Origin of the sequence: Shewanella sp. BF02_Schw, from assembly GCF_014596695.2 — a bacterium.
Taxonomy (GTDB): domain Bacteria; phylum Pseudomonadota; class Gammaproteobacteria; order Enterobacterales; family Shewanellaceae; genus Shewanella.
On record NZ_JABKAW020000009.1, the window covers coordinates 74,614 to 91,720 of the forward strand.

Sequence of the window (17,107 nt, forward strand, 5' to 3'; positions counted from 1 at the left end):
AAAACGAAGAGCAGCGCATTTCTTATTTAGTTTCAAGCTAATGCGCTGCATCTAAGTAACTCTTAAATTAATACAGCATCAGGTTATCAATCTTTAACTTCTGATTTTCACCATACACTTTACTACATCAATCTGCTTTAACAATGACAGCATTAACCAATCAACACTAGAAAAGTAAGCTCTCATTATCCGATTGGATTGGAACAGCGCTGTTACTGATCTTCACCATTAATATTTGACACCAAGTTATCCGACCCTCCATATATGTAGTTATTTGAGTATTGATAATTTAACAAAGCCGCTAACACGGAAATGTCCAGTAACGGGTTAGAATAAACACTTGTGTATACTCTGTCACTTTGACTAAAGTTTATCCTAGTGAATGTTCATCAAAGCGATGGTCAATATAATTCTGAACTTGGCGAAGTGTTAACTATCATCAATAAATACAGTTAACATTATTTGATATTGACTCAAATACTTGCTGAAACGTCACTATTCAAACTTTTCATCTGTATCTCGATCTCGTTCTTCTTCCCATTTTCTTTCTGCGTCAATACTGCTTTGTAGAGATGCCTTCTTTGAGCAGGCCCATTGTTGAACTTGTGAATCACCAAAACTCTCTAGTTCAGCATATATGGCGAGGCGCGTCTCAAGGACATTCGCATACGACCCAGAAATAACGCTAGGTCTTTTATTTATATCCATTTTTTCCAGTACATCTATGGGGCTGGAACTTAAGTCCAAAAGCATTCTAGCTTCTTTACTCAGCTGGTACACTTCGTTTTCTTTGTTATACAGCGGTATGATCTGGGCAACGATAGGGCATCGTTTGGTTGGGTTGACTTCACACCATTCAGAAATAAGATCAAGGGATATCAATGGGGTTTTGCTGCATTTAAAAAATGCGACTGCACGTTCCTGACAATTGCCTTCTTCATCTAGCAAGCTGTCGAGAACAGCCTTATGGTTGGAATTTACTACTACTTCAAGTGTTCTTGGAAGTTTATATCGGAAACTAAATATAGGCTTATTCTCTATCATGTGTTCGAGAATAGCCCGAGTAGCCTCATAATTTATTGGGATTGAAAGTGCCGCCTTCGCGATATTATGCAAAGCGTTATCTTTATGGCCATTGAAGTCTTCTTTCGAGAAATCAGAGAGGATGAGAGTTTGCTGTGCCAGTTCTTTTATTTCATTTGAAGGAGTATACGCACTTTCAGTTCTTAACCCGTGGAATCGCATAGACAGGATTTCAACTGAAACCTTTACTCCATCAGGTTGCTTGTTGATTCGACGCAGTATTTCACCAAGATCGGTATCAGATAGTGCTTCATGGACTCTTCCATACCCAAGAGACTGGTAGAAATGAATTGGCGATTGTTGCATTTCAATAGCCTGTATTAGCCTAGTTACAGCATTGGTATCGAGAGTTGCGTTGAACTGTATATGTGGAAACCATTTATTTCCGCGTTTATCATGCAAAAGACTATCGAGAATCGAGTTAGTCAGCTCAGGATTTATTTGGCTTAGGTGGCGAATAAACCCACACATAACATTGACTTCCTGCTTTTTAAACGGGATTTCTGATAAGCTGGCGAGAAGCTTTTCCCAGAAGTGTAAGTGGTCATCTACACCTTTTGCACACCCAATGCCAAAAGCATAGCGTCTTGCACACCCAATGCCAAAAGCATAGCGTCGGGTGAAACTTTCCTGAGTAGACAATACTTCACACAGTTTTGATATAAGGTATTGCAGGTGTGACTTAGATAAATCATTACCTAGTTTTTCTGCTTTTTCTTCTGCTATTTCCAAACCATTGAATTCACTTTCGCCATCTTCACCAATGGTATCCAAGAAATAAAAATCATTGTGGGTTGATAGCAAATACATGTGTATTTTTTCATCTAGAGAGGTAGGGCGCAGTCTTTCTAGAATCCCTTCGATTCTGATTTTTTCAGAGTGTTCTAGATCCTTAGCGTTGAATCGCAAAAATGAGCCTAGTCGCAGCCACCCTTCACTCCATTCACCAGTAGATAAAACTACTTCTATAGCATCTTCTAAAATTTTCCAGAGGGTTTTGCTATGGAATAGCTCACTAAGATGGACCGCTAGAGTGGACTTTGCATGTTTACAAAGCGGGTCATTACGTCTCGCTAATGACGTGGTGTACTCAATAAAAAATTGACACCACTCGGTGCATTCTTGATTTGATGAAGGGTGATACCCATAGTCTCTAGAGCGAGCACCAAAGTCGAAACTATGATGCGATGAGAAATGTGAAGACTCTAGCGACGCGTTAAGCAATTCAAAGCCGATTTCAATTTTGCATTCATCGCCGGATTCAATAAGTTCGCTGATGGTTTCTAATCTTTGTTCTTTACTCGCATGCGTGCCTGATAAGTAAAGGTAAAACAGTGACTTAAGAGTATCTCTAACGGAATTGTAGTTCTCATCTTTCTTTTCAGCTGTGGCAATCTCAGCTAGTAACTTAGTGCTTTGAAGAAAAAGTTCAGGCTCATAAGCTAAGCTTCTAAGTAGCTCGGCCAATTGTGATAATTCTTGGTTTTTTCTTGTAAGGAAATTAGCGTCATTCTCGGAGAGTTTCATCAGGAAATCTAACGTTTCCTGAGGGGCTATTGGAGCTGAGTTTGTCAAAATGGTTAAAGCTAGTTCTTGTTCGTCATTAGCCAGAAGTTTACTGATAGTCCCATCCTGTCTTAACCAGTTCGCTACTACATCTTGCGCTTCGGTACAGTTATCTAGATAGCTAATTCGGCGGGATACTGACTTAAGGATACGTCTGTCCGTATTCTCATTGAAGAAACTAACAAATAAGTTAGCCGGAATATTTTGCATCGCGACTTTTGCTAGCCTGTTTGCAATAGGATGTGGAAGTACTGCCATCCATATCCCTCGTTGCTGAATGAGGTTACGGCGCTTTAGTTCTTGAGCGCTTTCGTAAAGAGTTTTCGTGGGAGTGCTGGATACAGAACTGAGAAGTTCTAACTCGCTAGAGTACGGACTCTCATCATCTTTATATTGAAATGAGTAGACAAGTGATAAAGCCTGCGCAGCTTGCATCAAAGAGTGCTCTTCCTGATGACGCTGGTGGAACAGTCTCTTGAAAAGCTGGTCGTCCTTTAGATGAGAGATGCTTTCTGATTGTTCCACTGTTGATGCTAACTCGATAGCAATTCGAGCATTACCACCTGAAAAATCAGCTATTTTACTTGCGTCTTGTTCGCTTAAATTCGTGAACCTAGCTTTGAGTAAATTGGTGACTAGGGTATCGGATGCTGGTTCCAAAGAGAGTACACCAGTTCCTTCCGGCTGATCTTCGCGGATGTCATACTCAATGGTTAGTAAGCTGATACTCTTCTTGCAGCTTGGAGACAAATCCCGATGTAGTTCAGGTGGACAGTTGTCGATTATGACAATTGCCTTCTTGTCTTCAGCCACCAGCTTCTCTATCACAGCTCTTGGAGTAGGGATTGGAGCGTGTCCCATATCAGTATAAAGCACCTGCTCTACGGGAAGCTGATGTTCGCCCACGCGCTCGTCAAATAGAGCTTGGACTAGTCGAGTTTTCCCCACTCCAGAAAGGCCGACAAGTCGGGTTGAAGTACCTGGTGCCCCTAGTTTACTTCTGAGTGATTGAATTGCCTCAAGACCAGTTTTGCCTTCTTTATCACTAGAGGAAACGTCGAAAAGGCGGACTTGTTCGTCAACAATATACGCTTCCTCAACCCCCTTTGGGGAGTTGGACCAGTTTGAATAACCTTGCCAGCCATGGCTTCCCTTTGGGTATTTGGAGTCTAGCCACTGCAATTGTGGTGGCTTGCTTTCTTTGGTAACGAAATCCTTTATGTATCGATAGATTTGGGATTGCTTGTTGGCAAGTTTAGTAATGCTGAGGTGGTCAGCATCCACTAGGAGAGCCTCAGTGTTTAAGCCGGGATCTGCACTATCCGGCGTAACTATCGTTATGAGGCGTTTGCAGGGCTGGTTCTCCATGAGTATCAGGTGGTCAACATCGCGATTGCGTACAGAAGCTCTATACCATTCATTCAACTCGCGGAGGTTAGGGTCATTTTTAAGTAGAGAGGCTGTCGCTGCGGATGGCAAGATAATAACTCTTAGCCAATCGATCAGGTCAGCGCCGTCTGAACCACGGTGTGGAGTGGCAAGAAAGCAAACTTTGTTTACACGCCCTATAATGCTTTGTAATTCTGAGCTTCTATCCGCATAGTGGAACATTTGCTTGATCATCAGCCCTCCCATGCTATGACCAACAAAGATTATTTCTCCATCTCTGAATAATGGCTCTTGGTTTAATCTGTGCAGAATATCTTTTGCTCTGTCGGTAAAGTGCATAGCTTTTTGGCTTCCCCAACGAGATATTGGGTTTAAGTATCCAATAGACCAAATGGCAATATTATCAACGTCTTCACTAAGCCAGTTAGGCCAGAAGCCTTTATCTTGAGTAGAGGAAATCCAAGTGTTTTCGTAGTGCCCACCTAACCCATGTATAAAGACAACGTGAGTCTTGATATCGCCATCAGATTTAGACATTAGATGCAACTCAGCCATCTGTACTTTTCCTTGTAATAAGTAAGAGGTAAACGCGGATGTGCTCACCTCTTTAATTTTGATTCCATTGAATCAAGTCAGTTTGGATGACTAGCGTCGGAGTGAATTAAGTTTGATTGTGCTATTCAAGGTGATTTTTCTTATCCACGCTAACTTTCTTAGGACTTCTGCTTTAAGAAAGTTTTATCCAGTAATGGCACAAAGTGTATAAGATAAGATACTAACATTGGTTCTCGTGTTTAACTATTGACCAGAATGAGGTAATACTACAAAGTGTTCATAGAAATCAGTCGCTTTTAGGTTTAGTGCGTTCAGGCATTGTATGATAAAAATTCCCACGTCTTTTATAAAATTACTTTCAAATTGGCTCAGTTATATTATTTCATGGCTTGAAAGCTTTGACCATTCGTATAAAAATAAATCAAAATACGTGGATCTCGCGCCAACTGATGAAGCCGACAAAGCTGGCGTGTACTCCGAAGCGATTCTGTATGCAACGAATAATGCCAAGGTCTTCAACATTGCCCTAACTGGACCCTATGGTTCGGGAAAGAGCAGCATCATCCAATCCTTCTTGAAGAAGTATCGGCGACCTGCGCTTCAAATATCTCTAGCTTCCTTCGTTCCCGAGGCTGATTCAGTGGGGGATAAGGTAAGCCGTCAAGAGATTGAGAGAAGCATCCTTCAGCAAATATTGTACGGTGCTGACGCAAACAAACTTCCTCTATCGCGCTTCAAAAGAATTCAGTCGCCCGGTGTTTGGTCATTTCTTAAGTCTTTTTACATAATGCTTGGCATCCTCGCGCTTTGGTACGTGTTCCGTCAGCGAGAAGATATCATCAGCGGTAAATTTTTTGTTCCGTTCGAGCTCAGCAATTGGTTTCATATGGGGATATTTTTGCTCGCAGCAACATTCCTCTGGGCGACACTACATCACTTTTATGTGGCGAGTTTTGGTCTGTCACTCAAGAGCATTTCGTTGAAGGACGTTGAGATTAAACCAGCATCTGATGATCAGGCGTCCATATTGAACCGACATCTAGACGAAATCGTCTATTTCTTCCAATCAACTAAATACGATCTTGTCATCATTGAGGATTTAGACCGATTTAATAATGCGGATATTTTCGTCACACTGCGCGAAATTAATAATCTCGTGAACGAGAACGCTGGTGTGAAACGTACTATTAGGTTCCTCTACGCCCTGCGTGACGATATGTTTGTCAATACTGAGCGAACCAAGTTCTTCGAGTTCATCATTCCCGTCATACCTATCATCAACGCATCGAATTCTATCGACATGGTATTGGATGAGGGAAGGAGACTTGAGCTCGATGGGAGCCTTGAACGGCAGTTTCTGAGAGAGGTTTCACGTTACCTGAACGACCTGAGATTAATTCGAAACATCTTTAATGAATACGCTATTTATGTGGCTAATTTGGAAACAACTGGAGAGAATCTGCTTGATGCCAACAAGCTTCTTGCGCTCTTGATCTATAAAAATGTTTATCCAAGTGACTTTGAACAACTACACCGTGGCGAGGGTAATCTCGCTAAAATATTGAACTTAAAAGACGAACTTATTAAGCCTGCTGAAGTGACGTATAGAACCGAGATCACGGGACTTGAAGAGCAGCTTGAAATCGCGGAGCGGCAGACACCTTCGGACCTTAGAGAGTTGCGGCAAATCTACGCTATGGCTCTGATTGAGAAGCTTCCAGCGAATGCTAACCGCGTTAGTCATGATCAGCAGACATGGAGCTTACTTCCTCAATTGGTCAGCCATGATGCATTCGAGAAACTGTTTGAGACTTCAAGTCTGTTCTACCGCAGCGAGTATAGTCACCAAGGGCAGTTCGATGCTTCTAAATTACAAAGAGAGGTAGATACGCAGAGATCTTACCTGCAACGCAAAGTGGAGATAGAAAGTAAGGAGGCTGATAATAAGAATAAAAGCCTGCGTAGAATAAGTGAGCTCAGATCAAAGATTGCAACGCTACGCACTACTAAGCTCAACGAGCTGTTGCGTTTTAACCCCAACAGCCTGCAGGATCATTTCGTAACCTTTGGGGAAAACGGAGAGCTTGCCCGGTTTCTGCTTCTAGAAGGTCATATTGACGATTCCTACTATCAATACACCTCACTCTTTCACTCGGGGCGTTTGTCGCCTAATGACAACAAGTTTCTGATCCAGATACGGGCATTTGTCACACCAGACCCAGATTTTCCGATCGATAATCCACAAGAAGTTATTGCTGCTATGCGAAATGAAGACTTCAGCCAAAGCTATGTCTTGAACGTCAAGCTTGTCGATAGCCTTCTGAGTGACTCGAACAGTTACTGCGCCCAATTGCAGAAGCTTTTCCTGTACATCTCGTCGAAGTTTGAGAATTGTGAGGACTTTTTCGATGCTTATTACACCAGTGGCAGCGATGTTGCCGGACTTATTTCAGGACTAACCAATACATGGGATGGTCTTATTCCAGCTGTCATAACCAGCCCTAACAATATAATCCACGTCACACAATTGCTCGCGAACCTGTCTGAAAACTCGCTCAAAAAACTAGCAAAGGATTTTGTCGAGCTACCAGAATTTGTTTCAGCGAACCTTCCTTCAATTCTTGTAAATTCACCTGAACTAACACCGGAACGCCTTGTACACCTCAACTTTGAAGTCAAAGATCTAGACTCCATCAAAGAACACTCTGAAATTGTACGCATGATGTTCGGAAAAGGACTTTTCGCACTCACAATGGCTAACCTAGAATATGTCTGGCAAGCGATTTTGGGAGAGAGCGATCTTGAGCCATTACGCACGAGGAACTTCTCGGCCATACGTTCGACGAATAATGTAACCTTGATGAAGCGAATCGAGCGTGATTTCGACTGCTACTTTACAAATATACTCTTAGAGCTTGAAGAAAATTCTAACGAGAATACTTCAGCTATCCTCGAGGTGATTCAATGCGATACGTTTGAACAAGATGATATTCAGGTGTTTCTTGCACGGCAAACTACCCAACTTCCAGCCTTAGAGGTTGTGCCCGAGAGGTTACACTCGATGCTGTTTCAGTTAGGTACGCTCGAACCAACTTGGGCGAACTGTCTTACTTTTATCGATAGTAAAATGTTCGAACCAAATAGCCTAATCGGATATCTTGATCGAGATGCTGTTCGTAAAGTTATCTTGGAACAACCTATGCCTAGTGATTCGGCTTCACTAAAGCTGCGTCTGTTCCTCGTTAATTCGAGTTCGCTGTCTGATGTAGCCTACAGAGAATATGCTCACGCCCTGCCTAATCCGTTTAAGAACCCACCAAATGAACTCGAGCCCAACAAGCTTAGCATCCTGATCGATGAGGGAAAAATCGCCTTCACTAAGGAGAGTCTCGATGCGCTAGCTGACTACAGTGATTTACAGGTTCTGTTCGTCGCTGCCAACATCGATATATATCTTAAGGACCCAGACAACTTTTCACTCGACGATTACTTCCTCGAGGAGCTTCTTCGATCACAAATTGATATTGTAGATAAGCTTAGGATAGTTGAGTTGATGGACTTAAAATCACTAGAGAGTCTTCCTAAACGGTCGGCTCTCATCGGCCCGATTATTGACAACGCCGACGGTAAGATATCAAACCTTAATGGGAGTATTATGCAATCCTTGATAAGGTATTCTTCGCCCATAGCGACACAAATTTCACTGTTTAACAAATACCACTTTCTTATGACTGATAGCGAAGTACGTAATGTTTTAGTCAATCTACCTAAACCATTTTCCGAAATTAAAACTGGGTACAATACGCCGAGATTACAAAACACTCTCGAGAATAAGGATTTGGTCAGATGGCTTGATTCAAAAAACATTATTTCGTCATGGAAAGAAGATTTTTTCACTGACGATATAAGAGTTAATCTTTATCGGCGTTAATAATTTAAATGGTATTAAGAGGCTCAGGAATTGTTTTTAAAAATATATTTAGTTATTAAAAACAGTTTTTTATGCCCTGATCGGATTGAGGCGGTACTGATTCTATTCTCTCCATTAGAGGAAGATACTCAATCTTTTGTATCTCTCTTTAATACACTAAACTTGGATGGGAAGGCTATCACTCGGAATTTGGACTGTAAATTTGTATCCATTGTGATAATTAACTTCCCTTTTTGGTGGTAGTAACTATAATTCCCTTGGTGGGAACTTTGAGGTGTAATGAAAGTCTTAGGAAGAGACAAACTTACAAAGTTTAGTCAAAAGCATGCTGATGCAAAAAAGGCACTTGAAGCTTGGTTTTCAGAAGCGAGTGCTGCTGACTGGAAAACCCCACAAGATATAAAGAATAGATATCGAAGCGCTGATTTCTTAGCTGATAATAAGGTTATCTTTAATGTGAAAGGTAACCATTACAGATTAGTTGTGAAAGTTAGATATCAAAATGGCATTGCTGTTATTGAATGGGTTGGAACTCATTCGGAGTATGATAAGCAAAGCTTTTAGGGAGGTATTATGGGCCACATTAAGTTAATTAAATCAACTCAAGATCATGAGCAAGCGTTAGCTCGCTTGATGCTATTAATGGATCTCGATTCTGCTCCGGACACAGCAGAAAATGATGAGTTGGATTTACTTGCATTCTTGATCGAAAAGTATGAAGAAGAGGCCTTTCCTATTGAGTCTCCTGACCCTATTGAAGCGATTAAGTTTCGAATGGAGCAACAGGGGTTGATTAAAAAAGATTTAGTTCCATATTTTGGCTCTGCGTCAAAAGTAACAGAAGTACTGAACGGCACGCGAAGTTTAAGCCTTAAGATGATCCGCAAATTAAGCCCTGGTTTAGGGATATCTGCTGATGTCTTGATAAAAGAGCCTTGCCAAAAAGATACCATTTCCAAAGATGTTGATTGGGATGCTTTCCCTATATCAGAAATGCGCATCCGGGGTTATTTCGAAGGTTTTAATGGCTCAATAAAGGAATTGAAAGAGTATTCAATTGAAAAGCTCAATCTGTTTTTAACGTCTGTTCCCAATGGTTTTTCTCTAAAACCAGCATTATTAAGAACCACTGCTCATTTACGTTCAAATGACAAAGAGACTAATAGTTATGCTTTATGGGCGTGGCAAGTCAGGATTTTACAGAAGGCGCAAGAAGAGCTGCTACCTGCTAAATACGTAAAAGGTACTGTTGATGCTAACTGGATGAAAACGTTGGCTCAGTTATCATGGTCTGATCAAGGGCCTAAGTTAGCGAAAGAGTTTTTAAATCGCCATGGCATTCATTTAATTATTGAAGCTCATTTACCAAAAACTTATTTAGATGGCGCGGTATGCATTTCTGCTAGCGGTAACCCTGTCGTTGCACTTACATTACGCTACGATAAATTAGATAACTTTTGGTTTTCGTTGATGCATGAGTTAGCACATATTGCGTTGCATGTTGATGGTAATGAAACATGGTTCTTGGATAACTTAGATGCTGAAGGCGCCGACGAAATTGAACAAGAGGCCGATGCATTAGCTCAGGAAAGCTTAATTCCATCAGGTTCTTCGAGTTTACCCGAAGTGAAAGATGTTGATTGCGTGCAAAAACTTGCAAGTAAGTTACACATATCACCATGCATTGTTGCTGGTAGAATCCGTTATGAGCGTAATGATCACTCTACATTTGGTAAAGCGTTCCGAGATAAGGTAAGAAGTCACTTTTAGTATGTAAGTTTCGTGTTTGATTGAAGTTAGTTTTAAAAATGATTCTTAGCTCTGACATCGCATCGAGTTGTAAGCTCGTTCTCGTATCCACAAAGCACTGGAATAGCCTTTAACTGCGTTTGCGCTTTGAAGTATCCCTCACTATTTTAGCCAGTATTTTATAATGGCAATCACACGCTAATTTTTATAAAGCAGCACCAACATCTCTCGTTAAGCCAAGAATATTCCCCGCGTTATTTCAGCAAAAACAAAAATAATGAGTCAAATTTAGTAACAAAACTAAGTTTTTTGCATTTATTTTCACTTTTTTTTATTCAAAAAAAAGATCTAACTGCTTGAATAATATAGACCCCATTTATCCAGATTGTTTTTTGCTTTGTTATGATGTCCAGTTTTGTTATTTGTTATCAATAGCTTATCTTTCGCGGTTTGTTTTTTGTGCTAAGATTGTTTTAGAAGTAATCGCACAGGATCGGTGTTTTTCAAGGTAGTTGGCACTCTTTACTTAAATTTTAAGCTGCATTTCTTGTTTCTGTTTCAGACTTCTTATCTGGGTTCAGTGTGACTTCACCTACAGCGTCACAATTCCTTATACCGTTTGGCCAGCGTTTAGGATTTCTTGACCTCGCTTCCTCTAGCACTATCTTACGCTTAGATAAAATAGTCCTGTCTTGCATCGCATGACGCTCACTCGGTGACACAAAGTTGAGCTTGCTGTGTTTATGCTTAGTATTGTACCAAGTCACAAATACTTCGACCCATTCTCGTGCTTCGGTGATGCTTTTAAAGCCAGAGCTAGGCCATTCTGGCCGATACTTTAATGTTCTAAACAGCGACTCGGAGTAAGGGTTATCGTTACTGACACTCGGGCGGCTTAATGACGCGGTAACGCCTAACTCTTCAAGCTTGGCTTTCATTGTTAACGACTTCATCGGAGCACCATTATCTGAGTGCAATACCAGTGGCTTCTTAAAGCATTGCTCACGCAGCATATTGCGTTGCATTAACTCGGCCGCTAGCTCACCACATTCACGTTCATGGACTTCATAACCCACAACCTTACGGCTATAAATATCCTCAAACATATATAGATAATAAAAGCGTCCTTTGATGACCGAAGCTAAATAAGTGATATCCCAAGACCACACTTTGTTCGGCTCATCTGCAACATAAGCATCTGGTTTACTTCTTTTTGTTATGCTTTGGCTTCGTCCACGTCGATTTAATTGAGCATTGGCTTTTAACACTCGGTAAAAACTCGACTCTGAAGCGATATAGACCCCTTCATCAAGCAGCGTCGGCACGATTTGTGAGGGAGGTAGACTCGCAAACCTTGCCTCATTCGAGGTTGCCAGTATCAGCTTTTCCTCGTCATCACTAAGCTTGTTGGCTGGCTCCTGTCTTACCGCCGAGGGCCTTAAATCAGCTTGTACTTTTCCTGCTCGATACCAGCGCCGATACGTCCGCTTACTTAGCTCTGCTTCAGCGCAAGCCTTGTAAAGACGTGCACCGTGGGCATACGCTTCTTGTATTAAATTCACCAATGTTATGCGCTTAGGCAAAGGCGTTAACTCTCCTCGTTGTCGTCCTCCCAAAGCGCATTGAGCTTTTTTCTAAGCACCAGTAAAGCCGCTGTTTCTGCTAACGCCTTCTCTTTGTAGCGTAGCTCTCGTTGCAGGGATTTGATTTCTGCTTTGTCTGATTTGGCTTGCTGCTTAATCGTTTTGGCTTGAACTTCACTTGTCGTAAAGCCCCCTAAACAATCTTGTTTCCACTGCTGAACTTGTTCTCGAAACAAACCATTTTCTCGGCAATATTGGCTTACTTCAGCTTCAGACATTGGCGCTGTTTCAATGAGAACGGCAAACTTAGCTTCGGCCGACCAATCATTACTGGTCAATTTTTTACCTGGCACTGGGCGACCCTCTTTTTTAGCTTTATCGCGCCAATGATACAGGGTTTGGTAGGCGATCCCTTCACTACGTGCCACTTCCATGACGGTCATATTGTGGGGAGGCAATAACTTCTTTAAAACTGCTTCTTTACGTTCAGATGAATATCGTGCCATTGAGCTCTCATTGACCGCCCCCTCTATTTAATTATTGGATGATTTTAAGGGGTGACAACAATCCTGACACAGGGGGTTCCCAGCGCCCTACCCGGATGAGTTAGTGTATGGCATATTGAGCCGGGCCAGAGTACGCTTTTGCGTAACAAGTCCTAAACGTTTACTCAGTGGTTCCATTGGCAGTCGCTCTGCTATTTCTTCAGTAAACTTCCCCTCTCGGCTTAACGATTTTTCCTCCATGAATTCGTTTAATTTACCCTCGCCCATAGATCTTATTTATGGGCACACTTTATTCCCATTGTATAGTCCATTTCTACCTGAAAATAGAAGGTTAGAATGTTTAAGCCATCTGCAATTTAAGAGCTTTGGCTCGGTTCACCTAGCTTCAGGTTATGCCGCATCATTAATACCTAAATTACATGTGATGAGGTCTTGTCGGGATTGTATTGAAGAACAACTGAATACAGTCGGTGAACCATACTGGAGGAGAATACATCAAATTGTTGGAATAAATCATTGCTGTATACACGGAACTCCCCTAGTAAATATTCAACCCTACCATTCAATGCAACATAGGCATGAGTATTTTCCTCTACAAGCTCAACAAATCGAAACATTATCACCTCAGATATCGGTAACCAATCCTAAGTGGTTAGACGTGCAAGTGTGTTGGCTGCTCAACCGAGGAGAGCAGCAATCACTCAGTTTTGAACAATGGACAAACCTGTATAGAGATTTACTTGTTAAAAATGGATTCGCAAAAGGTTGTTATTGTAATTACCCATTACTGAAAGAGGCAATTGAGAGTGTCTGGTCAGAGGAATGGCTACGTTCGATGAATTTATTTCCAAATGAAACTGAGTCTGATTGGTTACATAAAATCACCAGAAAACATCGGAAATCCTTCAGTTATTTAGAGCATCTAGTCGCACTTTATGCAATTCAAAAAGATATCAAGCTCTCTGAGGTTATTGATAGAGGAAAGTCTTTAGTTAAATCAAATATCAAAAAAGTTAAATTAACGACTTTCTCAAAAACAAAAATGCGAGAAAACCAAAAAATATGGCTAAATCAAGTTAAACAATTCGGGGCTAAAGTCGCTAGGAAAAATGGCAATGAAAGTACATATATGTGGTTATACCGCCACAATAGAGATTGGTTGCTTAACACTAATAACAAATACAAGCGTCCTATTCCCGTAGTAAACAATAGAGTTGATTGGAAAAGCAGGGATATGGAAATTGTTAGAGCTTTTATTCGTATAATCAACAAACATTCTGACGATGTTTCTGGGCCTCGATTATCGATTAAATGGCTTGTTTCTCAATTAGATACTGGAACTTCAGTGGAGAAGTATTTATATAAACTGCCCTTGGCTTCAATCTATCTTGCACGTTACTCTGAAAGTATTACTGATTATCAAATAAGAAGGATTACTCAAGTCATGATTATGACTAGACCAAATATACTTCCTAGATGGCAGATACTTAGATTGTCAGGGTTAAGTGACGAGCGGATGACTCAAATGACATGTGAATTTTTAGACAGCCTATTAACAAATTTTTGGGCTTTAAGAGGACAGTAAATTAAATGAACGAACAACAAAAATTAGAAAAATTACTAAGCCGCTATTTTTCAGATCAAGATATAGCGTATATTTTCTCTTTACTACTGCCTTGGGCGGGAGACTATGAAGGTATTTCTGCGTGGTTAGAAAAACCAATTCCAGCATTTGGGAATATTACTGCGATTGATGTTTGTGAAAAAGGGTTATCCAAGGACTTTATTGTATATTTAGCTGGGATTAATCGTGGTGGTTTTGCTTAATTAATGAGCTTAAATATCAGTTTCCAATATCACTAGTCTCATACTATTTTAACGGCTTTTTAGTTTCTAACATTATTAATTTTCAGGATCGTACTTTATTATAAAGATCATACATTTAGTTTAAACTTTAGTTGCGTACTTTATTTAACTTCCACAGTTAATTTCAATAAAAACGGTTTCTTAGGAAGCCGTTTTTATTGGGTGAAATAATATTATAGCGTAATGGGATAATTGACCATTAATAGTCTGGTTGTTAAATCTGTCTATTTCGATAGGGGCATTTTATTCCCGACGAAGATTATCGCCGCCCCAGTTTTAAATGGGGTTTAGCTAATTAAAGATACTATTGGAGTCGTTGAAGGCTATTGAGGATTGTTTAAATATGGCTATTAAGCTGTCTCGGCAGCCAGTTAACTACGTCACAAGCAAGGTATTATCAAAGCATTGATTGGTTACTATTGTGTGCTGGCTTAAATCGTTCAGCACAACAGAATCGGGGGCATGGAATGTATCCTATGCCCCCGACAGTGATTAATTACTTAGGTAGTAGCACTGTGTCAATCACGTGGATGACACCGTTGCTAGCGTTAACATCTGTCATGATAACTTTTGCATTGTTTACCATCACATTACCGTCTTTTACTTCAATGGTAACTGTTTGTCCTTCAACTGTTGTTGCGCTATCTAGCTTAACTACATCAGCAGCTAACACTTTGCCAGCTACAACATGATAAGTTAATACCGCGACAAGCTTATCTTTGTTCTCTGGTTTTAGTAGCATTTCTACAGTGCCTTCAGGCAACTTTGCAAATGCATCATCTGTTGGTGCAAATACCGTAAATGGACCTTCACCTTTCAGCGTTTCAACAAGTCCTGCCGCTTTAACTGCAGCTACGAGAGTGGTAAACGAGCCATTTTCAACCGCTACATCAACAATGTCTTTTTTCATACCATGATGTTCGGCATAAGAAACAGATGAGAACGCTAAACTAGCCACTACAAGAGTCAGTATCGTAGATATTTTCTTTAACATTTTATCTTCCTTTTAGGTGTGTACCATTTTGAGTTCAGCATTAGTTACGCAGTAGTTAATCAACTAGATCAATTTTGTTTCAATGAACTTGTGAGATGACGTTGTGTGCACTTAGGGGGTCAATATTACTAAAATAAGTCTAATTGCATAAAGCTGACAGGAAGATATAACGATGGTGATATTCATCATGGATGTTTTTATGGGTTGGTATTCTGAATATTGTCTTAGCTGTACTTGGTTTAGATACCATTTCAGCGATAGTGAGTCTTGCGCTATTAGTTCCAAGTCTTAGTATTGCAGCTAGAAGGTTACATGACACAGGCCGTTCTGGGTGGCAATTAATACTATTAATCCCAATTATTGGTTTAATTGTTCTGATTGTTTTCTTAGCTCAAGACAGCCATGATGTAAATGATTACGGTGTTAACCCTAAGTTGGGTGTTCCAACATAAAACCGATCAAGATATCGTGATGCGGCTAATACTCATGTTGACTTAAACGCGTTTTGATTGTGTGACTGATATTATCGGCATAAGACTTCGTAGAGCTTACAGCTATTTTACCCAACAAAAAGGGAACAGATACTGTTCCCTTTTTGATTTGGTCAAACTTAGCTATTACCAAACACGAGCGACGAGTCCTTTCAGGTAATAACCTTCAGGGAATGCGCTGCTAATTGGGTGATCGCTGGCTTGGTGCATGCGTTCAATAAATTGCACTTCACGCTTAGCATCAAGTGCGGCATCGGCAACCACTTTTTGGAATAGGTCTGACTGCATTAAGCCTGAACACGAGAACGTCAGTAATATTCCACCTGGATTAAGTAATTGCATCGCAATCATATTGATGTCTTTATAACCGCGACATGCGCCATCGAGTTGCGACTTATTGTCGGCAAATTTAGGCGGGTCTAAAACAATAACATCAAAGGTTTTACCTTCATCTCGGTACTGGCGTAGTAATTTGAATACGTCAGCTTCGTTATAGCTTACATGGTCATCATTAAGGTTATTAATGGCCATATTATCGCGAGCAGTTTGTAGGGCTAAGGTTGATACATCGACGTTTTCAATACTCGCAGCGCCTGCTTTGGCGGCATATAAGCCAAAAGTCCCGGTGTAACAGAAACAGTTTAGTACTGACTTACCTTTGACGAAACGAGCCGCCATAGCACGGTTGTCACGCTGATCCAGATAGAAACCTGTTTTATGACCTTTAACAACATCGACGGCAATCTTAATACCGTTTTCTTCGATGATGACGGGCATAGCAGGTAACTCCCCGTGTAGTAATCCTAAAACCGGAGTCAGGCCTTCTTTCTTTCTTGAGTCGACATCTGAACGCTCATAGACAGCGCAGTCCGGATATTGAAGAACCAGTTGCTCAACGATAGTGTCGCGCCATTTTTCAGCACCAGTGCTTAACAGTTGGCAAACCAATACGTTGGCATAACGGTCTATGGTGATACCGGGTAAACCGTCCGATTCAGCGGCAATTAAGCGATAACCCGTTAGACCTTGTTCGCGGATCAAATCATCACGTCCTGCTTGGGCTCTTTTTATGCGTCGGGCGAAGAAGTCGGCATCGATAGTTTCGTCTTTGTCGAAAGTCCATATCCGCACTTGGATTTGAGATTCTGGCGACCAGGCACCGCGTCCGAGCCAATGCCCGTCGTGCGCCACTACTTCAACAGTGTCACCAGCTTGCGGTTTTCCGCCATTGACGTTGTGAATTCCATTGGAAAATATCCAAGGGTGGCGACGCTCTAATGAACGCTCGCGGCCAGGTTTAAGTTTAATTCTGATAGCCATGGTATTGCCTAATGTAAAGTATAAAAGGGGTAAAAAGAGTTATCGCGCATCTAATAACGATGCCATATAAGCCT

General features: G+C 41.0%; 10 protein-coding genes and 1 pseudogene. 7 read left to right on the forward strand and 4 right to left on the reverse strand.

Translation table 11 applies throughout. The annotated features are described in order from the left end of the window. Nucleotides 1-495: 495 nt before the first annotated feature. A complete protein-coding gene (locus HNW13_RS22235; RefSeq protein ID WP_192116439.1) occupies nt 496-4,593 on the reverse strand; it encodes an alpha/beta fold hydrolase in 4,098 nt (1,365 codons plus the stop codon). Between the two features lie 322 nt (nt 4,594-4,915). On the opposite strand from HNW13_RS22235, the gene HNW13_RS22240 reads away from it, so the two are divergent. The 3 genes from HNW13_RS22240 (at nt 4,916) to HNW13_RS22250 (ending at nt 10,294) form a co-directional block, all read left to right on the forward strand. Next, nucleotides 4,916-8,524: an ATP-binding protein gene (locus HNW13_RS22240; RefSeq protein ID WP_192116438.1), complete on the forward strand. Its 3,609-nt coding sequence runs from the start codon at nt 4,916-4,918 to the stop codon at nt 8,522-8,524. A gap of 279 nt (nt 8,525-8,803) precedes the next feature. Further along, nucleotides 8,804-9,088 carry a type II toxin-antitoxin system HigB family toxin gene (locus tag HNW13_RS22245; RefSeq protein WP_102036380.1) on the forward strand — a complete coding sequence of 95 codons (285 nt, stop codon included), beginning with the start codon at nt 8,804-8,806 and terminating at the stop codon, nt 9,086-9,088. 9 nt (nt 9,089-9,097) lie between these two features. Then, complete coding sequence (locus tag HNW13_RS22250; RefSeq protein WP_192116437.1) at nt 9,098-10,294, forward strand: ImmA/IrrE family metallo-endopeptidase; 1,197 nt, start codon at nt 9,098-9,100, stop codon at nt 10,292-10,294. Between the two features lie 512 nt (nt 10,295-10,806). Here HNW13_RS22250 and HNW13_RS22255 read toward each other — a convergent pair. Continuing rightward, a protein-coding gene (locus HNW13_RS22255; protein WP_192114312.1) for an IS3 family transposase occupies nt 10,807-12,362 on the reverse strand; the annotation gives its coding sequence in 2 pieces (ribosomal slippage) (nt 10,807-11,909 and nt 11,909-12,362; 1,557 coding nt in all). Between the two features lie 88 nt (nt 12,363-12,450). Between HNW13_RS22255 and HNW13_RS23705 the strand changes: the two are divergent. From HNW13_RS23705 to HNW13_RS22265, 3 genes and pseudogenes are all read left to right on the forward strand, one after another. Continuing rightward, nucleotides 12,451-12,891, forward strand: a pseudogene (locus HNW13_RS23705) (TniQ family protein); the annotation flags it as partial. A gap of 36 nt (nt 12,892-12,927) precedes the next feature. Beyond that, entirely contained in the window at nt 12,928-13,947 is a 1,020-nt protein-coding gene (locus tag HNW13_RS22260) for a TnsD family Tn7-like transposition protein (protein ID WP_279575220.1), read from the forward strand. Between the two features lie 5 nt (nt 13,948-13,952). After that, entirely contained in the window at nt 13,953-14,189 is a 237-nt protein-coding gene (locus tag HNW13_RS22265) for an antitoxin Xre/MbcA/ParS toxin-binding domain-containing protein (RefSeq protein ID WP_192116435.1), read from the forward strand. Nucleotides 14,190-14,724: 535 nt separating this feature from the next. Here HNW13_RS22265 and HNW13_RS22270 read toward each other — a convergent pair. Then, nucleotides 14,725-15,222: a fasciclin domain-containing protein gene (locus HNW13_RS22270; protein ID WP_162024236.1), complete on the reverse strand. Its 498-nt coding sequence runs from the start codon at nt 15,220-15,222 to the stop codon at nt 14,725-14,727. Between the two features lie 191 nt (nt 15,223-15,413). Between HNW13_RS22270 and HNW13_RS22275 the strand changes: the two genes are divergently transcribed. After that, the gene (locus HNW13_RS22275; RefSeq protein WP_192116434.1) at nt 15,414-15,674 is read left to right on the forward strand and encodes a DUF805 domain-containing protein; all 261 of its coding nucleotides are present in this window, start codon (nt 15,414-15,416) and stop codon (nt 15,672-15,674) included. Between the two features lie 165 nt (nt 15,675-15,839). On the opposite strand, the gene HNW13_RS22280 is transcribed toward HNW13_RS22275, so the two are convergent. After that, nucleotides 15,840-17,033: a class I SAM-dependent methyltransferase gene (locus tag HNW13_RS22280; RefSeq protein ID WP_192116433.1), complete on the reverse strand. Its 1,194-nt coding sequence runs from the start codon at nt 17,031-17,033 to the stop codon at nt 15,840-15,842. Nucleotides 17,034-17,107: the final 74 nt, after the last annotated feature.